The sequence below is a fragment of the Streptomyces rishiriensis genome (assembly GCF_030815485.1).
GTDB classification, from domain to species: Bacteria; Actinomycetota; Actinomycetes; order Streptomycetales; family Streptomycetaceae; genus Streptomyces; species Streptomyces rishiriensis_A.
Genome location: NZ_JAUSWV010000002.1, coordinates 6,030,963 through 6,051,394 on the forward strand (window position 1 = coordinate 6,030,963; position 20,432 = coordinate 6,051,394).

12 protein-coding genes and 2 pseudogenes are annotated in these 20,432 nt (G+C 71.4%); 10 read left to right on the plus strand and 4 right to left on the minus strand.

The features are described 5' to 3' along the window. Positions 1-24 precede the first annotated feature (24 nt). A pseudogene (locus QF030_RS29465) lies at positions 25-1,165 on the minus strand (CAP domain-containing protein). A 210-nt stretch (positions 1,166-1,375) separates the two neighbouring features. Between QF030_RS29465 and QF030_RS29470 the strand changes: the two are divergent. The 4 genes from QF030_RS29470 to QF030_RS29485 all read left to right on the plus strand — a co-directional run bounded on the left by QF030_RS29470 (position 1,376) and on the right by QF030_RS29485 (position 7,711). Then, on the plus strand, positions 1,376-1,657 hold the full coding sequence (locus QF030_RS29470; protein WP_307165601.1) for an acylphosphatase: 282 nt from the start codon (positions 1,376-1,378) through the stop codon (positions 1,655-1,657). Between the two features lie 380 nt (positions 1,658-2,037). Further along, positions 2,038-2,241 carry a hypothetical protein gene (locus QF030_RS29475; RefSeq protein ID WP_020128723.1) on the plus strand — a complete coding sequence of 68 codons (204 nt, stop codon included), beginning with the start codon at positions 2,038-2,040 and terminating at the stop codon, positions 2,239-2,241. 278 nt (positions 2,242-2,519) lie between these two features. Further along, on the plus strand, positions 2,520-6,077 hold the full coding sequence (smc, locus tag QF030_RS29480) for a chromosome segregation protein SMC (protein WP_307165602.1): 3,558 nt from the start codon (positions 2,520-2,522) through the stop codon (positions 6,075-6,077). A gap of 215 nt (positions 6,078-6,292) precedes the next feature. After that, positions 6,293-7,711 carry a sugar porter family MFS transporter gene (locus QF030_RS29485; RefSeq protein WP_307165603.1) on the plus strand — a complete coding sequence of 473 codons (1,419 nt, stop codon included), beginning with the start codon at positions 6,293-6,295 and terminating at the stop codon, positions 7,709-7,711. A 97-nt stretch (positions 7,712-7,808) separates the two neighbouring features. On the opposite strand, the gene QF030_RS29490 is transcribed toward QF030_RS29485, so the two are convergent. Continuing rightward, a complete protein-coding gene (locus QF030_RS29490; RefSeq protein ID WP_307165604.1) occupies positions 7,809-8,780 on the minus strand; it encodes an LLM class flavin-dependent oxidoreductase in 972 nt (323 codons plus the stop codon). Positions 8,781-9,060: 280 nt separating this feature from the next. Here QF030_RS29490 and ftsY point away from each other — a divergent pair, with 280 nt between their 5' ends. Next, positions 9,061-10,266 carry a signal recognition particle-docking protein FtsY gene (ftsY, locus tag QF030_RS29495; protein WP_307165605.1) on the plus strand — a complete coding sequence of 402 codons (1,206 nt, stop codon included), beginning with the start codon at positions 9,061-9,063 and terminating at the stop codon, positions 10,264-10,266. 164 nt (positions 10,267-10,430) lie between these two features. Here ftsY and QF030_RS29500 read toward each other — a convergent pair whose 3' ends face one another. Beyond that, positions 10,431-11,087 carry a bifunctional DNA primase/polymerase gene (locus tag QF030_RS29500; protein ID WP_307165606.1) on the minus strand — a complete coding sequence of 219 codons (657 nt, stop codon included), beginning with the start codon at positions 11,085-11,087 and terminating at the stop codon, positions 10,431-10,433. A gap of 448 nt (positions 11,088-11,535) precedes the next feature. Here QF030_RS29500 and nsdA point away from each other — a divergent pair, with 448 nt between their 5' ends. The 5 genes and pseudogenes from nsdA (at position 11,536) to ffh (ending at position 19,178) form a co-directional block, all read left to right on the plus strand. Then, complete coding sequence (nsdA, locus tag QF030_RS29505) at positions 11,536-13,020, plus strand: transcriptional repressor NsdA (protein ID WP_307165607.1); 1,485 nt, start codon at positions 11,536-11,538, stop codon at positions 13,018-13,020. A 336-nt stretch (positions 13,021-13,356) separates the two neighbouring features. Beyond that, entirely contained in the window at positions 13,357-14,700 is a 1,344-nt protein-coding gene (locus QF030_RS29510) for an ammonium transporter (RefSeq protein WP_307165608.1), read from the plus strand. Then, positions 14,697-15,036, plus strand: a pseudogene (locus QF030_RS29515) (P-II family nitrogen regulator). The gene QF030_RS29510 and the pseudogene QF030_RS29515 overlap by 4 nt, the downstream one beginning before the upstream one ends. Positions 15,037-15,062: 26 nt before the next feature. After that, positions 15,063-17,510, plus strand: coding sequence for a [protein-PII] uridylyltransferase (locus tag QF030_RS29520; RefSeq protein WP_307165609.1), 2,448 nt, complete (start codon positions 15,063-15,065; stop codon positions 17,508-17,510). Between the two features lie 123 nt (positions 17,511-17,633). Further along, positions 17,634-19,178, plus strand: a complete 1,545-nt coding sequence (ffh, locus tag QF030_RS29525; RefSeq protein ID WP_307165610.1) for a signal recognition particle protein — start codon at positions 17,634-17,636, stop codon at positions 19,176-19,178. Positions 19,179-19,391: 213 nt separating this feature from the next. Here the strand turns inward: ffh and QF030_RS29530 are convergent, their stop codons facing one another. Next, entirely contained in the window at positions 19,392-20,273 is an 882-nt protein-coding gene (locus tag QF030_RS29530) for an SAM-dependent methyltransferase (protein WP_307165611.1), read from the minus strand. Positions 20,274-20,432: the final 159 nt, after the last annotated feature.

Genomic DNA, 20,432 nt, shown 5'->3' on the forward strand with positions numbered 1-20,432 from the left:
CCGCCGCTCGCCCCTTTTCGGGCCCTAGTAGCCGAAGTCCTGCGTCCACCACGGGCCGCCGGAGCCCAGGTGGACACCGACGCCCAGCGTCTTGAAGTCGCAGTTCAGGATGTTCGCCTTGTGGCCGGGGCTGTTCATCCAGGCCTCCATGACCGCGGCCGCGTCGGCCTGGCCCCGGGCTATGTTCTCGCCGCCGAGGTCGGATATCCCGGCCTTCGCGGCCCGGTCCCACGGGGTCGCCCCGTCCGGATCGGTGTGGTCGAAGAAGCCTCGCGCGGCCATGTCGTCGCTGAACTTCTCGGCGAGGTCCGACAGCGCGCTGTTGGCCGCGACGGCGCTGCACCCGACCTTGGCCCGCTCCTCGTTGACCAGCTTCAGCACCTCGGCCGCGGCCTGCGCCTCGGCCGAGACCGTCACCGGGGACTCGGACTTCTCCGGTGCCCTGGTGGCCGTCTTCGACTTGGACGGGGTGGTCTTCGGCTTCTTCGAGGGCGTGGCCTGCGGCTTCTCGGTGGCCGTCTCGGTCGGCGACGCCGACGCGGTGGAGGCGGAGGCGGACGGGGAAGGCGTCGCCGAGGCGGAGGGCGAGGTGGAGCGGCCGGCATCGCGGCTGGTCGACGTGCCGCCGCGCTCGTCGTCGGCGGAGCCGGACGTGCCGCCCTGCTCGGAGGCGGAGTTGGTCGGGGAGTCGACGGCCTGGACCTTGTCACCCGGGCCGCTGCCGCCGCCCAGCTGGTAGTTGTCGAGACCCGGCACCACGCCCGTGGCGACCGCGACGGTGCCGAGGGCGACCGCCGCGGAGACACCCAGCAGGCCCGTCTTGACCGGGGTGGCGACCTTCCGCTTACGGCGGCGGCCCGCCCCCGGCCCGGTTCGAGTCCGGTCGCAGGGCGCCGTCGTCGGGCCGGAAGCCGTCCGCCGCGAAGACGGCGGTGTCGGCGTGGGCGTACTCGTCGCCGGTGGCGTACAGGTACTCCCTGCTCCGGGCGACGGAGTCGGCGTACGCCTCCGGGTTGAGATAGGGCGCGATGCCCATCGTGGGGCGGTCGTCGGCGTACGAGTCCTGCGGGGTGTGACTGTCCGCGTGCGAGCCGTGCGTCTGTGTGACCCCCGTGGCGCGGCCCGTGGCGGCGCGGCCGGCGGCGGAGCGTCGGTGGCGTCCCATGTCCTTGCCTTCCTCGTCCAAGCGGTGTTCCCAGCGGTGATTCCCACGGTCGGCCGAGGCGCTGGGGCGACGCGCGCCTCCTGCGCCCTCTGGTCCACCTGACTCACCCGATCGAGTGAGTTTCATATGAGAATCATTGGGTGGGGACGGTACCGCATGGGCCTGAGGGGCGAGGTGCTCCGAGCGACTTTGCCCGGTTAGGTTGCACCCATGAGCGAGGATGTACGGCTGGTCGCCTGGGTGCGCGGACATGTCCAGGGCGTGGGTTTCCGCTGGTTCACACGGGCCAAGGCGCTGGAGATCGGCGGCCTGAGTGGTTTTGCTCTCAATTTGGCCGACGGACGGGTCCAGGTCGTCGCCGAGGGGGCCCGGGAGGGCTGCGAGGGACTGCTCGGATGGCTCCTGGGTGACGACACGCCCGGGCGGGTGGACGGCGTCACCGAGATATGGGACACACCTCGCGGCGGTTACGACGGCTTCGCGATCCGCTGACGGAATCCGCGCGGAGGGGCCCGGAACCGGCGCCGGTACATGCCGACGGCATCTGCCCGAGCGGAAAGCGGCAGGTGGTTGCCAAGAATCCCTTGCAGTGGGAGGCTCCGCACGCCAGGATGATCGCCACGCCCCGAGGGCCCCGCAGGAGTCGCAGCGCCGCCGTTCAGGCCGCGCGCCGCCGGGATGCCCGCCAATACGGGGCGTGATCGTGTTGACCGTCAAACTTTTTGGTGAGACGCTGAAAGCACCCCGCGCACCTCAGCTGTTTGGCATGGATGAACGGCAGCAATACCAAGATCCTGGCAAGCACCGCGGGTGCGAATCCCTCACGACCCACACCGCTTCGGTCGGTCACTCATTGTGGAGGACCATCCATCATGGCAAAGGCGCTTCTCGGTTACGTCGGCGGCTCCGACCCGCGACTCCTCGCCGAGATGCGACGGCTCCAGCAGCGCGTACAGGATCTGGAATCCGAGCTCGGACGGATCCAGGCCGAGAACGACGCTCTGACGGCTGCCGCTTCTCACGAATCGCTTCTGGAGAGCATCGACGCACGCCAGGCGGAGCCTGCGCTCACCTGATCGCTGCACCGCTGCACAACGGCACACGCAGTGGTCGGGCGGCTCATCTCACCGCGTCGGACCGCTTGGTTGTCAGAGTTGACAAGGGACGCTTCGGCGTCCCTTTCTTTCTTTTCCCCCGCCCCGACTCCGCGTCTTTCCCGCCGTCGAACTGCACGTTCTTTTTACTTCCCCCGCGCACCCTTTCAGTCTCTTAACGTCTGGTGTGCCCTGCGCGTTCACGGGTGAAACCGCGGGTTCATGGAGTGAGACACCCCCGGAAGGTAGAGTCCAGCGCCGTGCACCTCAAGGCCCTGACCCTCCGGGGATTCAAGTCGTTCGCCTCGGCGACCACACTCAGGTTCGAACCGGGGATCACGTGCGTCGTCGGGCCGAACGGCTCGGGGAAGTCCAACGTCGTCGACGCGCTCAGCTGGGTCATGGGCGAGCAGGGCGCGAAGTCGCTGCGCGGCGGCAAGATGGAAGACGTGATCTTCGCCGGCACCACCGGCCGTCCCCCGCTGGGCCGCGCCGAGGTGTCCCTCACCATCGACAACTCCGACGGGGCCCTCCCCATCGAGTACGCCGAGGTCACCATCACGCGGATCATGTTCCGCAACGGCGGCAGCGAGTACCAGATCAACGGTGACACCTGCCGGCTCCTCGACATCCAGGACCTGCTGTCCGACTCCGGCATCGGCCGCGAGATGCACGTCATCGTCGGCCAGGGGCAGCTCGACTCCGTCCTGCACGCCGACCCCATGGGCCGCCGCGCCTTCATCGAGGAGGCCGCGGGCGTCCTCAAGCACCGCAAGCGCAAGGAGAAGGCGCTCAGGAAACTGGACGCGATGCAGGCCAACCTGGCGCGCGTGCAGGACCTGACCGACGAACTGCGTCGCCAGCTCAAGCCCCTCGGCCGCCAGGCCGCCGTCGCCCGCCGTGCCGCCGTCATCCAGGCAGACCTGCGCGACGCCCGCCTGCGCCTCCTCGCCGACGATCTCGTACGGCTGCGGGAGGCTTTGCAGACCGAGGTCGCGGACGAGGCCGCCCTCAAGGAGCGCAAGGAAGCCGCCGAGCAGGAACTGCGCAAGGCCCTTCAGCGGGAGTCGCTGCTGGAGGACGAGGTCCGCCGGCTCGCACCGCGCCTCCAGCGCGCCCAGCAGACCTGGTACGAACTGTCCCAGCTGGCCGAGCGCGTCCGCGGCACGATCTCGCTGGCCGACGCGCGCGTGAAGAGCGCCACCTCGGCGCCGCCCGAGGAGCGCCGCGGCCGCGATCCCGAGGACATGGAGCGCGAGGCCGCCCGCGTCCGCGAGCAGGAGGCCGAGCTGGAGGCCGCCCTCGAAGCGGCCCGGCACGCGCTCGACGACACCGTCGCCCACCGCGCCGACCTGGAGCGGGAGCTCGCCGTCGAGGAACGGCGGCTGAAGGACGTCGCCCGGGCCATCGCAGACCGCCGCGAGGGCCTCGCCCGGCTGAACGGCCAGGTCAACGCGGCCCGTTCCCGTGCCGCCTCCGCCCAGGCCGAGATCGACCGGCTCGCCGCCGCCCGGGACGGGGCCCTGGAGCGGGCCGTCACCGCACAGGAGGAGTACGAGACGCTCAAGGCGGAGGTCGACGGCCTCGACGCGGGTGACCAGGAACTCGGGGAACAGCACGAGGCCGCCAGACGGCAACTCGTCGAGGCGGAGTCCGCTCTCACCGCCGCCCGCGAGGCGGTCACGGGGGCCGAACGCAGACGCGCCGCGACCCAGGCCCGCCACGAGACCCTGGCGATGGGTCTGCGCCGCAAGGACGGCACGGGCGCGCTGCTCGGCGCGCGCGACCGGCTGAGCGGACTGCTGGGCCCGGCGGCCGAACTGCTGACGGTGACGCCGGGGTACGAAGTTCCGCTGGCGGCGGCCTTCGGGGCGGCGGCGGACGCCCTCGCCGTGACCACTCCGTCCGCGGCCGCCGAGGCGATCCGTCTCCTGCGCAAGCAGGACGCGGGCCGGGCCGCGCTGTTGCTCAGCGGTGCCCCGGACGACGTGCCCCAGGAGCCGCGGGAGACCGAGGGGTCGCGGTACGCCGCCGACCTCGTGCGCGGCCCCGACGATCTCCTGCCCGCCGTACGGCGTCTCCTGCGGGGGATCGTCGTCGTCGGCACGCTGGAGGACGCCGAGGAGATCGTCTACGCCAGGCCCGATCTCACCGCCGTCACCCTCGAGGGCGACCTGCTGGGGGCGCACTTCGCGCACGGCGGGTCCGCCGGGGCGCCCAGTCTGCTGGAGGTGCAGGCGTCCGTCGACGAGGCCGCGGCCGAGCTCGGAGAGCTGGCCGTGCGCTGCGAGGAGTTGACCCGGGCGCAGCACGCGGCGGGGGAGCGGCGCACGGAGTGCGCCGTGCTCGTCGAGGAGTTGGGGGAGCGGCGGCGGGCCGCCGACCGGGAGAAGTCGGCCGTGGCCCAGCAGCTCGGACGGCTCGCAGGACAGGCGCGGGGCGCCGCCGGGGAGGCCGAGCGCTCCACGGCGGCCGCGGCGCGGGCGCAGGAGGCACTGGACCGGGCCGTGGAGGAGGCCGAGGAACTGGCCGAACGGCTGACCGTCGCCGAGGAGATGCCGGTCGAGGAGGAGCCCGACACCTCCGCGCGCGACCGGCTCGCGGCGGACGGGGCCAACGCCCGGCAGACCGAGATGGAGGCGCGGCTCCAGGTCCGTACGCACGAGGAACGGGTCAAGGGGCTGGCCGGGCGGGCCGACTCGCTGGACCGGGCCGCGCGGGCGGAACGCGAGGCACGCGCGCGTGCCGAACAGCGGCTGGCGCGGCTGCGGCACGAGGCCGCCGTCGCGGAGGCCGTGGCCTCCGGCGCGCGGCAGTTGCTCGCGCATGTCGAGGTGTCCCTCGGGCGGGCCGAGGCGGAGCGGGTCGCGGCCGACGCCGCCAAGGCGCGGCGCGAGCAGGAGCTGGCCGCCGCCCGCACCGCCGGCCGCGATCTGAAGGCCGAGCTGGACAAGCTGACGGACTCGGTGCACCGGGGTGAGGTGCTCGGCGCCGAGAAGCGGATGCGGATCGAGCAGCTGGAGACCAGGGCGCTGGAGGAACTGGGGGTGGAGCCCGCGGGTCTCGTCTCCGAGTACGGACCCCACCAGCCGGTGCCGCCCTCGCTGCCCGCCGAGGGCGAGGTGCTGCCGGAGGATCCCGAAGACCCGCGCAACCTGCCGAGGCGTTTCCTGCGGGCCGAGCAGGAGAAGCGGCTGAGGGCGGCCGAACGCGCCTATCAGCAGCTCGGCAAGGTGAACCCGCTCGCCCTGGAGGAGTTCTCCGCGCTGGAGGAGCGGCACAAGTTCCTCAGCGAGCAGCTGGAGGACCTCAAGAAGACCCGGGCGGACCTCCTTCAGGTGGTGAAGGAGGTCGACGAGCGGGTCGAGCAGGTCTTCAGCGAGGCGTTCCGGGATACCGCACGGCAGTTCGAGGGCGTGTTCAGCCGGCTCTTCCCCGGCGGCGAGGGACGGCTGATCCTGACCGACCCCGACAACATGCTCACCACGGGCGTCGACGTCGAGGCGCGGCCGCCCGGCAAGAAGGTGAAGCGGCTCAGTCTGCTCTCCGGTGGCGAGCGATCGCTGACCGCCGTGGCCATGCTGGTGTCGATCTTCAAGGCCCGGCCCAGCCCGTTCTACGTCATGGACGAGGTCGAGGCCGCCCTCGACGACACCAACCTCCAGCGCCTGATCCGCATCATGCAGGAGCTCCAGGAGTCCTCGCAGCTGATCGTGATCACGCACCAGAAGCGCACGATGGAGGTCGCCGACGCGCTGTACGGCGTGTCCATGCAGGGCGATGGTGTGTCGAAGGTCATCAGCCAGCGCCTGCGCTGAAGGGCCGGAGCGGGTACCCGTAACCTCAGCTCCCGCCGTAACTTCAAGAGTTGAACACATTCCCCTCACGCGGGCGCTGAAAAGTCACAGCCGGGCCCTCTTGACTTCGAAACTTGAAGGCATAGTCTCGGCTCCGTTGCTTTTACCTTCAGGTACCACCTATCTGGAGGTGTTGATCCCGTCGGCGGCGTTGCCGGCGGCCCGAGGAGTTGAACGTGACCAGCACAGAGCAGGCACACAAGTCAGGAGCCGGGACGGCTCACCCCGATCATCTCGGGCACGTCATCTTCATCGCGGCGGCGGCCGCGATGGGCGGTTTCCTCTTCGGCTACGACAGCTCCGTGATCAACGGCGCCGTCGAGGCCATCCGGGACCGTTACGACGTCGGCTCCGCGGCCCTGGCGCAGGTCATCGCCATCGCCCTGATCGGCTGCGCCGTCGGCGCCGCGACCGCCGGCCGCATCGCCGACCGGATCGGCCGCATCCGGGTGATGCAGATCGCCGCCGTGCTGTTCACCGTCAGCGCCGTCGGCTCGGCCCTGCCCTTCGCGCTGTGGGACTTCGCCGCCTGGCGGGTCGTCGGCGGCTTCGCCATCGGCATGGCCTCCGTCATCGGCCCCGCCTACATCGCCGAGGTCGCCCCGCCCGCCTACCGCGGCCGCCTCGGTTCCTTCCAGCAGGCCGCGATCGTCATCGGCATCGCGATCTCGCAGCTGGTCAACTGGGGTCTGCTGAACGCCGCCGGCGGCGACCAGCGCGGCGAGCTCATGGGCCTCGAGGCCTGGCAGGTCATGCTGGGCGTCATGGTGGTCCCGGCCGTCCTGTACGGGCTGCTCTCCTTCGCCATCCCCGAGTCCCCGCGCTTCCTGATCTCCGTCGGCAAGCGTGAGCGGGCCCGCGACATCCTCGAAGAGGTCGAGGGCGGGAAGATCGACCTGGACGCCCGCGTCGCCGAGATCGAGCACGCGATGAAGAGCGAGCACAAGTCCACGTTCAAGGACCTGCTCGGCGGCTCCTTCTTCTTCAAGCCGATCGTCTGGGTCGGTATCGGCCTGTCGGTCTTCCAGCAGTTCGTCGGCATCAACGTCGCGTTCTACTACTCCTCGACGCTGTGGCAGTCGGTCGGCGTCGACCCGACGGACTCGTTCTTCTACTCCTTCACGACGTCGATCATCAACATCGTCGGCACCGTGATCGCGATGATCTTCGTGGACCGGGTCGGCCGGAAGCCGCTGGCCCTCATCGGCTCCGTCGGCATGGTCGTCGGCCTCGGGCTCGAGGCCTGGGCGTTCTCCTTCGACCTGGTCGACGGCAAGCTGCCGGCCACCCAGGGCTGGATCGCCCTGATCGCCGCCCACGTGTTCGTCCTCTTCTTCGCCCTGTCGTGGGGTGTGGTCGTCTGGGTCTTCCTCGGCGAGATGTTCCCCAACCGGATCCGTGCCGCCGCCCTGGGTGTGGCCGCGTCCGCGCAGTGGATCGCCAACTGGGCCATCACCGCGAGCTTCCCGTCGCTGGCCGACTGGAACCTCTCCGCGACCTACGTGATCTACACGGTCTTCGCCGCGCTCTCCATCCCGTTCGTCCTGAAGTACGTCAAGGAGACGAAGGGCAAGGCGCTGGAGGAGATGGGCTGAGCCTCCCCGAGAGGCCCCCGGGCCCCCTGAACTCGAGGAGCCGGGCCAAGTCCCCGCTGCCCGCTCCTCGATACCCGTGGAAACGCGCTGCCCCGGCTCACCCGTCGAGCCGGGGCAGCACGTCTTCGCAGAACAGCCGCAGCCCACGCCACCCCTCCGCCGTGGGCATCCCGCCGGCCAGCGGATGCAGGACGAGGTTGTCGAGCCCCTGCGCCACGCACTCGTCCGGCGTGAGGATCCGGTAGACGCCCTCGTCACGGAGCTCCCGGACGCTGCCCGCCGCCGACCGCACCGCCGAGCGGATGTCGCCGGACTGCCAGGAGGCGTACGTGCGGGCCTCGTGCAGGAAGTGTTCGCCGTACTCGGCCCACGCCCGGTCCGGATCCTCCGCGATGTGCAGCAGCGGGGTCTCGGCGCCCGGCATCATCGTCCAGCCCTCGGTCCCGTACTCCACCAGCCGCTCCTTGTAGTACGCCTCCAGCTCCGGAAGGTGCGCGCTGGGGAAGAAGGGCAGGCCGAACCGGGCGGCCCGGCGGGCGGCGGCCCTGGAGGAGCCGCCGACCAGCAGCAGCGGGTGGGGGGCGGAGCCCGGACGCGGGGTGACCCGCACCGTGCGGCCCCGGTACTCGAACTCCTCGCCGGTCCAGGCCTTGAGCAGGGTGTCGAGGAGCTCGTCCTGGAGCCGCCCGCGCCGCTTCCAGTCCACCCCCGCCCGGGCGTACTCCTCGGGCCGGTACCCGATGCCGGCGACCGTGACCAGCCGGCCGCCGCTCAGCAGGTCGAGCACCGCGATGTCCTCGGCCAGCCGCAGCGGGTCGTGCAGCGGGCCGATCACCGCCGAGACCGTGACCGCGAGCCGCCGGGTCGCGCCGAGCACGGCGCCCGCGAAGGCGAACGGCGACGGCAGCCAGTTGTTCTCGGCTCCGTGATGCTCCTCGGTCTGCACGGTCGTGACCCCGCACTCGTCGGCGTACGCGGCCATCTCCAGAGCGGCCCGGTACCGCACGCCGAGCTCGGCCGGGGTCGCGCCGGGAGCGACGAGGTTGAAACGGACGACGGTGACGGGCATGGCAGGCCCCCTTCGGCGGATGTCCGGGGACCGTAGCTGACGGCACATCAGATAGCCATGGGTCGGGCCCTCCCGGCCGTGGGCCCGGGCCATGACCCGACCCGTCGTGCCGACCGACCCGCAGGGCGGGGCCGGCCGGGGGCGCGTCGCGGGAGACCGAGGACCGCTGCCCGCGCCTGCGCTTGCGGGCGAGGGCCGCACTGCACAAGAGCGGCACGGCCCAGCCGTACGGACCGGGGAGCGGGGCCGCGGGCGGGTGGGGATGGATACTGGACGCGTTATGGAAACCGTCATCCTTGCTGTAGTCATCGCCGTGGTCGTGCTCGGTGTGCTCGCCGGGCTCGTGGTCGGCAGCCGACGGAAGAAGTCGCTGCCACCGCCGCCCCCCACCGCGCCCGACATCACCGCCCCTCCGGCCGAGCCGCACGTCGGCGACGAGGCCGAGACGCCACGCGACGAACCGCGCCGCACGATAGAGGAGGTGGATCTTCCCGGCGGCGGTTCGACCGGCACCGCCGTCGAGGAACCGCCCGTCGTCGAGGTTCCCGAACTCGAGATCCCGGAGCCCACCGAGGGGCGGCTGGTCCGCCTCCGCGCCCGGTTGTCCCGCTCGCAGAACGCCCTCGGCAAGGGCCTGCTCACGCTGCTCTCCCGCGAGCACCTCGACGAGGACACCTGGGAGGAGATCGAGGACACGCTGCTCACCGCCGACGTCGGCGTGCTGCCGACCCAGGAACTGGTCGAGCGGCTGCGTGAGCGCGTCCGGGTGCTCGGCACCCGCACCCCCGAGGGCCTGCGCGGTCTGCTGCGCGACGAGCTGCTCAAGCTGGTCGGCACCGACGTCGACCGCACGGTGAAGACCGAGCCCGCGGAGCGCAAGCCGGGCATCGTGATGGTCGTCGGGGTCAACGGCACCGGCAAGACCACCACCACCGGCAAGCTCGCGCGGGTGCTCGTGGCCGACGGGCGGACCGTCGTCCTCGGCGCCGCCGACACCTTCCGCGCCGCCGCCGCCGACCAGCTCCAGACCTGGGGCGAGCGGGTGGGCGCGCACACCGTGCGGGGCCCGGAGGCGGGCGACCCCGCCTCCGTCGCGTTCGACGCGGTGAAGGAGGGCAAGGAGATGGGGGTGGACGTCGTCCTCATCGACACCGCGGGGCGGCTGCACACCAAGACCGGCCTCATGGACGAGCTGGGCAAGGTCAAGCGGGTCGTCGAGAAGCACGCGCCGCTCGACGAGGTGCTGCTCGTCCTCGACGCCACCACCGGCCAGAACGGTCTCGTCCAGGCCCGGGTCTTCGCCGAGGTCGTGAACATCACCGGCATCGTCCTGACCAAGCTGGACGGCACGGCGAAGGGCGGCATCGTGATCGCGGTCCAGCGCGAGCTGGGCGTCCCGGTCAAGCTGATCGGACTCGGCGAGGGCGCGGACGACCTGGCGCCCTTCGAGCCGGAGGCGTTCGTGGATGCCCTTATCGGCGACTGAGGACCGCCGCCCGCCGCCCACGGACCGCGACCATCGATCGAGGTACCAGGACGGCGACCAGCCGGGTCCGCGACAGCGGCGCCGGTTCAGGCGAACGAAGGGACGAAGCGCCCGCCCCCAGGTGCAGTGGGAGCGGGCGCTCGGCCGTGTGCACGCCGGACGGCTCAGGCGCGCGAACGGTGGGCCAGATAGGCCAGCGTGCCCAGCAGCAGACGGGCCTGCGGCGGGCGGGTCGCCGAGTCCAGCGCGGGCGGACGCAGCCAGCGCACCGGTCCGAGCCCGCCGCGGTCGGAGGGCGGGGCCGTGACGAACGTACCGGGCCCGAGGCCGTGCAGGTCCAGGGCGGTCGGGTCGTCCCAGCCCATGCGGTAGAGCAGGCCGGTCAGTTCGGCGGCGGCGCCGGGGGCGACGAAGAACTGGGCGCGGCCCTCGGGGGTGGCGGTGACCGGGCCGAGGGGGAGACCCATGCGCTCCAGCCGGACCAGGGCGCGACGGCCGGCGGCCTCGGCGACGTCGATCACGTCGAACGCGCGCCCCACGGGCAGCATCACCGCGGCGCCCGGGAACTCCGACCAGGTCCTGCTCACGTCGTCGAGGGTGGCCCCGGCGGGCACCCGGGGGGCGAACGTCAGCGGATGCGCGCCGGGTTCGCGGCAGTCGGAGCGCCCGCAGGAGCAGACGCCCGCCGCGGCCCGCGCGCCGGGGACCGCGTCCCAGCCCCACAGTCCCGTGAACTCGGCGACGGCGGTGCACTCGGACGAGCGACCGCGCCTGCGCGCGCCGGAGCGGATCTCGCGAATGCCGCCGATCGTGAAGCCCATGCCCCCTCCAACGGGTTCGACGCGCCGATGGTTACGCAGCGATCGATCGTCGTGACTCTGTGTACTTACACGCTTCCCGGCGGCCGCTCGATCCGGACAGCGCCCGGAAGTGCTCCAGGGGGTGTGTCACGCCGTACGCGCCCCTGAGTGCTTCGCTCCGCCACTTCCGGCCGTCCTATGTCAAGTGAATCGCGTACGGGTCACCTGGAGTTCATCCGAAGGGGTGGCGAATGGTGGCGTTTCCGGGATCCTCGTGGCCGGAGCAGTGATCGTAGGATTACTTTGAGTGTGCGGGTCCTGGAGGCACATGCGCTTGTGGGTATGCCGGGGGCAAGTCGGCTTTCCGTTCGAAGGGTGACAAGTCCCGTACGGCAGGCCGTATTTACCGGCATTCTGATAAGGGTTGGCGCACTCAGTGACAAGTGGTCTCAGGGATGGGGGCGTTCCAGTGAGCGGCAACGGCGGAAGCGGAAGTAACGCTGCGGGTGTGGACAAGCGCCCGAACGAGCTGCTCTCTTCGTGGTTCGTGCGCAGCGGCTGGTCGAAGGGTGAACTCGCGCGTCAGGTCAACCGCCGCGCACGCCAGTTGGGCGCCAACCACATCTCCACGGACACCTCGCGGGTGCGCCGCTGGCTGGACGGCGAGAACCCCCGCGAGCCCATCCCCAGGATCCTGTCGGAGCTGTTCTCCGAGCGGTTCGGCTGTGTCGTCTCCGTCGAGGACCTCGGGCTGCGCGCCGCGCGCCAGGTGCCCTCCGTGACCGGTGTCGACCTGCCGTGGACTGCCCCGCAGACGGTGGCCCAGCTCAGCGAGTTCTCGCGCAGCGACCTGATGCTGGCGCGGCGTGGCTTCCTCGGGACCTCGCTCGCCCTGTGCGCGGGCCCGTCCCTCATCGAGCCCATGCAGCGCTGGCTGGTCCCCTCGCCGCCCGCCCCGCTCGAGGAGCCGGACTCGATTCCCACCAGCCGGGCCCGTGGCCGGCTCTCCAGGCCCGAACTGGACCTCCTGGAGTCCACCACCGTGATGTTCCGGCAGTGGGACGCGCAGTGCGGCGGCGGGCTGCGCCGCAAGGCCGTCGTCGGGCAACTGCACGAGGTCACGGATCTCCTCCAGGAGCCCCAGCCCGAGTCCACCGCGAGGAGGCTCTTCAAGGTCGCCGCCGAACTGGCGGAGCTGGCGGGCTGGATGAGCTACGACGTGGGGCTCCAGCCCACCGCGCAGAAGTACTTCGTCCTCGCCCTGCACGCGGCGAAGGAGGCCGGTGACCGGCCGCTCGGCTCCTACGTGCTGTCCAGCATGAGCCGCCAGATGATCCACCTCGGCCGGCCCGAGGACGCCCTGGAACTGGTCCACCTCGCGCAGTACGGCAGCCGCGACTGCGCGAGCCCGCGCACCCAGTCCATGCTGTATGCGATGGAGGCCCGCGCCTACGCCAACATGGGGCAGCCCGGCCGGTGCAAGCGGGCGGTGCGGATGGCCGAGGACACCTTCGCCGAGTCCGACGAGTGGGACGAGCCGGACCCGGACTGGATCCGCTTCTTCTCCGAGGCCGAGTTGTACGGCGAGAACAGCCACTCCTTCCGTGACCTCGCCTATGTCGCCGGCCGCAGTCCCACGTACGCCTCGCTGGCCGAACCCCTGATGCGCAAGGCCGTGAAGCTGTTCGCGGGCGACCACGACCACCAGCGGTCGTATGTGCTGAACCTGATCGGCATGGCCACCGTGCACCTCCTGCAGCGGGAGCCCGAGCAGAGCGCCACCCTCGCCACACAGGCCATGAAGGAGGCCAAGAAGGTGCGCTCCGAGCGCGTCAACACTCGTATCCGAAAGACCGTCGACAGCGCCGTACGCGATTTCGGTGATCTCTCCGAGGTCGTGGACCTGACCGAGCGGCTCACCATCGAGCTGCCGGAGACGGCGGAAGCGGTCTGATCCGGCTCGTCCGCACAGCGAAACCCTGGACTCCGGCCGCGGCCGGCCCTCCCGAACTGCCCGACTCGGCTCCCCCATGCCAGGTCATTCGGAAGGCCGCCCGCGGCCGGTTTATCGCGTTCTTCGAAGGTTGCGCCACGATAACGATCCACTCGCCGAACATCAGGCAGTTCATCGAGGCGTAACGCACGAGGCGCCTTCGTCACAGCGGCGAAACAACGAGGGGCGTCGACCGAAACCGCGCTGCGCGAATCTCATGGCGCATAACCGGCCCACCCCTCACGACCCGCTCTGGCTTCGCCCGCACGGGGCCGTACCTACGACGAGGAGACGCCGATGGCACAGGCCGCCATCACGCTTGCGGCGGACGCACCCACGCTGTCGTCCGCGAACACAGGCTTCATGCTCATCTGTTCCGCACTGGTACTGATCATGACCCCGGGCCTCGCCTTCTTCTACGGAGGCATGGTCCGCGTCAAGAGCACGCTCAACATGCTGATGATGAGCTTCATCAGCATCGGGATCGTCACCATCCTGTGGGTGTTGTACGGCTTCTCCCTCGCTTTCGGCACCGACTCCGGCAGCCTCATCGGCTGGAACTCCGACTGGGTCGGCCTCAGCAACATCGGCCTGACGGAGCTGTGGGACGGCTACACCATCCCGATCTTCGTGTTCATGGTCTTCCAGATGATGTTCGCGATCATCACGCCCGCCCTGATCAGCGGTGCGCTCGCCGACCGCGTCAAGTTCTCCGCGTGGGCGCTGTTCGTCGCACTGTGGGCCACGGTCGTGTACTTCCCCGTCGCGCACTGGGTCTGGGGCGCCGGCGGCTGGGCCTTCGAGCTGGGTGTCATCGACTTCGCCGGTGGTACGGCGGTGCACATCAACGCCGGTGCCGCGGCCCTCGGCGTGATCCTCGTCATCGGCAAGCGGGTCGGGTTCAAGAAGGACCCGATGCGCCCGCACAGCCTGCCGCTGGTCATGCTCGGCGCCGGTCTGCTGTGGTTCGGCTGGTTCGGCTTCAACGCCGGCTCGTGGCTCGGCAACGACGACGGCGTGGGCGCGCTGATGTTCGTCAACACGCAGGTCGCCACCGCCGCCGCCATGCTGGCCTGGCTCGTCTACGAGAAGATCCGCCACGGTGCGTTCACCACGCTGGGCGCGGCCTCCGGCGCGGTCGCCGGTCTGGTCGCCATCACCCCCTCGGGTGGTGCGGTCTCCCCGCTCGGCGCGATCGCCGTCGGTGTCATCGCGGGTGTCCTGTGCGCCATGGCCGTGGGCCTGAAGTACCGGTTCGGCTACGACGACTCGCTCGACGTCGTCGGCGTCCACCTGGTCGGCGGTGTCGTCGGCTCCCTGCTGATCGGCTTCTTCGCCAGCGGCAAGGGACAGTCCGACGTCGAGGGCCTCTTCTACGGCGGCGGCCTCGACCAGTTCTGGAAGCAGTGCGCCGGCGTCTTCGCGGTCCTCGCCTACTCCCTGGTCGTCTCCGCGGTCCTCGCCTTCCTCCTCGACAAGACGATCGGGATGCGCGTCACCGAGGACGTCGAGGTCGCCGGCATCGACCAGGCGGAGCACGCCGAGACCGCATACGACTTCAGCGGGGCCGGCGGCGGCGCCGCCCGCACGACCGCCCTCCCGACCGCGGTCACCGACGCGAGCAAGAAGGTGGACGCATGAAGCTCATCACCGCCGTCGTGAAGCCCCACCGGCTGGACGAGATCAAGGAAGCCCTTCAGGCGTTCGGCGTCCACGGTCTGACGGTCACCGAGGCCAGCGGTTACGGTCGTCAGCGGGGACACACCGAGGTCTACCGCGGCGCCGAGTACACGGTCGACCTGGTTCCCCAAGATCCGCATCGAGGTGCTGGCCGAGGACGACGACGCCGAGCAGCTGATCGACGTCATCGTCAAGGCGGCCCGCACGGGCAAGATCGGTGACGGAAAGGTCTGGTCCCTTCCGGTCGAGACGGCCGTTCGGGTCCGCACCGGCGAGCGCGGTCCGGACGCGCTCTGACGGCAGAACAGAACAGGAGTCGCTGGGTGACGAGTACGGACGTGCGCAAGGATGCAGAGGACTCGGGACCCAGCGGCTACGCGGCGGCCCGGCTGCGCCTCCTCACCGAGGGGGCGCGGTCCGGGCCGCCGCGCCGTTCCGCCCTCGCGGAACTGACCGACGACTGGCTGTCGGGGCTCTTCACGGCCGGAGCCGAGGAACTGAAGGGCGTGTCCCTGGTCGCCGTCGGCGGCTACGGCCGGGGCGAGCTGTCCCCGCGCAGCGACCTCGACCTCCTCCTTCTGCACGACGGCGCCGACCCCAAGGCGGTCGCCGCCCTCGCCGACCGGCTCTGGTACCCCGTGTGGGACCTGGGCCTGGCTCTCGACCACTCCGTCCGCACACCGGCGGAGGCCCGCAAGACCGCGGGTGAGGACCTCAAGGTCCAGCTCGGCCTCCTCGACGCCCGGCACCTCGTCGGCGACCCCGGTCTGACGGCGGGACTGCGCACGGCCGTCCTCGCCGACTGGCGCAACCAGGCGCCCAAGCGCCTCCCCGAACTCCAGGAGCTGTGCGCCGAGCGCGCCGAACGCCAGGGTGAACTCCAGTACCTGCTGGAGCCGGACCTGAAGGAGGCGCGGGGCGGCCTGAGGGACGCCACCGCACTGCGGGCGGTCGCCGCCTCCTGGCTGGCCGACGCGCCCCGCGAGGGCCTCGACGACGCCCGCCGCCGGCTCCTCGACGTACGGGACGCCCTGCACCTGGCCACCGGCCGTGCCACCGACCGGCTGGCCCTCCAGGAACAGGACCAGGTGGCAGCCGAGCTGGGACTGCTGGACGCCGACACGCTGCTGCGGCAGGTGTACGAGGCGGCCCGCGTCATCTCGTATGCGAGTGACGTCACCTGGCGTGAAGTGGGGCGCGTGCTGCGCTCACGCGCCGTGCGGCCGCGGTTGCGCGCCATGCTCGGGGGCGGCAAACCGGTCGCCGAGCGCTCTCCGCTGGCCGAGGGCGTGGTGGAGCAGGACGGCGAGGTGGTGCTCGCCCGTGCCGCACGCCCCGAGCGTGATCCGGTCCTCCCGCTGCGCGCCGCGGCCGCCGCCGCGCAGGCCGGCCTCCCGCTCTCCCTGCACGCCGTACGGCGCCTCGCCGCCACCGTGCGCCCGCTGCCCACGCCCTGGCCCGCCGAGGCCCGCGAGCAGCTCGTGACGTTGCTCGGCTCGGGCCGGCCCACCATCGAGGTCTGGGAGGCGCTGGAGGCCGAGGGCCTGATCACAGGGCTGCTGCCCGACTGGGAGCGGGTGCGCTGCCGCCCGCAGCGCAACGCCGTGCACATCTGGACCGTCGACCGGCACCTCATCGAGACCGCCGTCCGCGCCTCCGAGTTCACCCGCCGGGTCAGCCGTCCCGACCTTCTCCTGGTCTCCGCCCTGCTGCACGACATCGGCAAGGGCTGGCCCGGCGACCACTCGGTCGCGGGCGAGATCATCGCCAAGGACGTCGCCGCCCGGATCGGCTTCGACCGCGCCGACGTCGCCGTCCTCTCCACGCTCGTACGGCATCACCTGCTGCTGATCGAGACGGCCACCCGGCGCGACCTGGAGGACCCGGCCACGGTCCGCTCGGTCGCGGAGGCGGTCGGCTCGGAGAGCACCCTGGAGCTGCTGCACGCCCTCACCGAGGCCGACGCGCTGGCCACCGGCCCCGCCGCCTGGTCGTCCTGGCGGGGTTCGCTCGTGGCGGACCTGGTCAAGCGGGTGGGGGCGGTGCTCGCCGGGGACGAGCCGGAGGAGCCCGACGCCGTCGCGCCCACCGCCGAACAGGAACGGCTCGCCATCGAGGCGGTCGCCACCAGCAGTCCGGTGCTGGCCCTGCGCGCGCAGACCGAGCCTCCCGCGGAGGACGGGCCGACGGACGACCCCGAGCCGCTCGGTGTGGAACTGCTCATCGCCGTACCCGACCAGACGGGCGTGCTGCCCGCGGTGGCCGGCGTGCTGGCGATGCACCGCCTGACCGTCCGCACCGCCGAGCTGCGCGCCCTGGACCTGCCGACCGGCGTCGAGGGATCCGTCCTGTTGCTGAACTGGCGGGTCGCCGCCGAGTACGGCTCGCTGCCCCAGGCGGCCCGGCTGCGCGCCGATCTCGTACGCGCCCTGGACGGCTCGCTCGACATCGCCGGGCGGCTCGCGGAACGGGACGCGGCCTACCCCCGCCGGCGGGGCGTGGTCGCGCCGCCGCCGCGCGTGACGGTGGCCCCCGCGGCCTCCCGGCACGCCACGGTCATCGAGGTGCGCGCGCAGGACGCGCCGGGGCTGCTGTTCCGGATCGGCCGGGCCCTGGAGGACGAGGGGCTGCGGGTCCGCAGCATGCACGTCTCGACCCTGGGCGCGAACGCCGTGGACGCCTTCTACGTCACCGGGACCGAGGGCACGCCGCTGCCCGGCGACGAGGCCGCCTCGGTGACCCGCAAGCTGGAGGAGACACTGCGGGCGTGACCGTGTGCCGCGTGGCACGCGTCCCCGCCCGCTGAAATACAGCAGGCGGGGACGAATGTCTTGCGCGGCCGGATACCCTGGAAGACGCTCAGACTGCCCCCGACTCCGAGGACCGACGCCGCCGTGTTCGATACTCTCTCCGATCGCCTTTCAGCGACCTTCAAGAACTTGCGCGGCAAGGGGCGCCTGAGCGAAGCGGACATCGACGCCACGGCGCGCGAGATCCGCATCGCACTCCTCGAAGCGGACGTGGCCCTGCCGGTCGTCCGCACGTTCATCAAGAACGTCAAGGAACGCGCCCTGGGCGCCGATGTCTCCAGGGCGCTGAACCCCGCCCAGCAGGTCCTGAAGATCGTCAACGAGGAACTCGTCACGATCCTCGGCGGCGAGACCCGGCGCCTGCGGTTCGCCAAGCAGCCGCCCACCGTGATCATGCTGGCCGGTCTCCAGGGTGCCGGTAAGACCACCCTCGCGGGCAAGCTCGGCCGCTGGCTGAAGGAGCAGGGCCACTCGCCGCTGCTCGTCGCCTGCGACCTCCAGCGCCCCAACGCCGTCAACCAGCTCAGCGTCGTCGCCGAGCGCGCCGGCGTGGCCGTGTACGCCCCGCAGCCCGGTAACGGGGTGGGCGACCCGGTCCAGGTCGCCAAGGACTCGATCGAGTTCGCCAAGGTCAAGGTCCACGACATCGTGATCGTGGACACCGCCGGCCGCCTCGGCATCGACGCCGAGCTGATGCGCCAGGCCGCGGACATCCGCGACGCCGTCTCGCCCGACGAGATCCTCTTCGTCGTCGACGCGATGATCGGTCAGGACGCCGTCAACACGGCCGAGGCCTTCCGCGACGGCGTCGGCTTCGACGGTGTCGTGCTGTCCAAGCTCGACGGCGACGCCCGTGGTGGCGCGGCCCTGTCGATCGCCTCGGTGACCGGCAAGCCGATCATGTTCGCGTCGAACGGCGAGAAGCTCGACGAGTTCGACGCGTTCCACCCTGACCGGATGGCCTCCCGCATCCTCGACATGGGTGACCTGCTCACCCTGATCGAGCAGGCGGAGAAGACGTTCAGCCAGGAAGAGGCCGAGAAAATGGCCTCCAAGCTGGCGTCCAAGAAGGGCCAGGACTTCACCCTGGACGACTTCCTGGCCCAGATGGAACAGGTCAGGAAGATGGGCAGCATCAGCAAGCTGCTCGGCATGCTGCCCGGCATGGGTCAGATCAAGGACCAGATCGCCAACCTCGACGAGCGGGACGTCGACCGCACGGCCGCGATCATCAAGTCGATGACCCCGGGCGAGCGCCAGGACCCGACGATCATCAACGGCTCGCGCCGCGCCCGTATCGCCAAGGGTTCCGGTGTCGAGGTCAGCGCGGTGAAGGGCCTGGTCGAGCGGTTCTTCGAGGCCCGCAAGATGATGTCCCGGATGGCCCAGGGCGGCGGCATGCCGGGGATGCCGGGGATGCCGGGCATGGGCGGCGGCGCCGGCCGGCAGAAGAAGCAGCCGAAGCAGGCCAAGGGCAAGCAGCGCTCCGGCAACCCGATGAAGCGCAAGCAGCAGGAGATCGAGGCGGCCCAGCGCCGCGAGGCCCAGGGCGGCAACGCGCTCGGCCTGCCGCAGCAGGGTGCCCAGGACTTCGAACTGCCGGACGAGTTCAAGAAGTTCATGGGCTGACGGCCGCCGTCCGCGGATCGGCGCCGGACCGCGCCCGTCCGTCCGTCCGCGGGCAGATACCTGGTGTGGGGCGCTCTTCCGTTCACGGAGGGGCGCCCCACACGCCGTACGGACGTCGAAGCGGGCGCGCGGACGCAGGTGGACACGCACGGGCGTCACGGGGGCCGGCGAAGGCCTACGGCCAGGCGTGGACCTCGACAGGGCGCGGAAGCTTCAGGGAGTCCGCGCGATCAGGTACCGGAACACGTTCGGCATCCACACCGTCCCGTCCGGGCGTCGGTACGGGTGCAGCGCTTCGGTCAGTTCCTTGTCGACCTGCGCCTGGTCCGTCGCCGCGACCGCCGCGTCGAACAGCCCGGTGGACAGCAGCCCCTTGAGGGCGCTCTCCACGTCGGCGTACCCGAAGGGGCAGGCCACCCGCCCCGAGCCGTCCGGCTTCAGGCCGGCCCGCCCGGCGACCTCCTCCAGGTCGTCGCGCAGCGCCGGGCGCAGCCGGACCGTGCCGCCGCGCAGGGGATCGGCCAGCTTGGCGGCGACCCGCAACACCGCGGACGTGGCGCAGCGTTCCGGCGGACCCCAGCCGACGAGCACCACGGGCCTTCCGCGTGCGACGAGCGGTGCCGTGGCCGCCAGGAGACCGCCGAGCCCGTCCGCGTCGCCCGCGCGGCAGCCGATCGGCTCGAACGCGGTCACCAGGTCGTACGCGCGCGTGCCCGGGCCGGCCGGGTCCCCCGGCAGCCGGTCGGTGAGGTGGATGCCGCCCCCCTCTCCGCGCGCGCCTCGCGTGCGGGGACGGGGCTCCTTGGGCAGCAGGCGTTCGCGCGCCAGGGCCAGCCGTTCGGGAGAGGAGGGTTCGACACCGGTGAGGGCCGCCGCGCCCCTGGAGGCGGCCATCAGCAGGGCGAGCCCCGAGCCGCAGCCGAGGGCGAGGAGCCTGGTGCCGGGCCCCACGTCCAGTCGCTCGTAGACGGCCTCGTAGAGCGGGACCAGCATCCGCTCCTGTACTTCCGACCAGTCACGCGCGCGTGCACCCGGGTCCGCGCGGGGGGTCGGCCCCGCGAGTGGCAGGTGCTGCCGCACGAGCGTAGGTGTCATGGATAAGCGCCCCAATCCGCCGAGAACTGCCGCAGTAACCGATCAGGTGACCCCCGTGCAGTGCGCTCGCACTTCCCCCGTATGCCAGGTAACTCCCCGTACGCGACGGCGTCCAGGGGTCTCGGCCCCCCGCTTGTGCGCCGGCTGTGCCTGTGGCGA

What these genes read in the sequence shown, in the direction of transcription:
- QF030_RS29470 (WP_307165601.1), top strand. Translation starts at nt 1,376, where the DNA reads ATGAGCGAGGATGTACGGCTGGTCGCCTGGGTGCGCGGACATGTCCAG.
- QF030_RS29475 (WP_020128723.1), top strand. Translation starts at nt 2,038, where the DNA reads ATGGCAAAGGCGCTTCTCGGTTACGTCGGCGGCTCCGACCCGCGACTC.
- QF030_RS29490 (WP_307165604.1), bottom strand. Translation starts at nt 8,780, where the DNA reads ATGCCCGTCACCGTCGTCCGTTTCAACCTCGTCGCTCCCGGCGCGACC.
- ftsY (WP_307165605.1), top strand. Translation starts at nt 9,061, where the DNA reads ATGGAAACCGTCATCCTTGCTGTAGTCATCGCCGTGGTCGTGCTCGGT.
- QF030_RS29500 (WP_307165606.1), bottom strand. Translation starts at nt 11,087, where the DNA reads ATGGGCTTCACGATCGGCGGCATTCGCGAGATCCGCTCCGGCGCGCGC.
- QF030_RS29510 (WP_307165608.1), top strand. Translation starts at nt 13,357, where the DNA reads ATGGCACAGGCCGCCATCACGCTTGCGGCGGACGCACCCACGCTGTCG.
- QF030_RS29530 (WP_307165611.1), bottom strand. Translation starts at nt 20,273, where the DNA reads ATGACACCTACGCTCGTGCGGCAGCACCTGCCACTCGCGGGGCCGACC.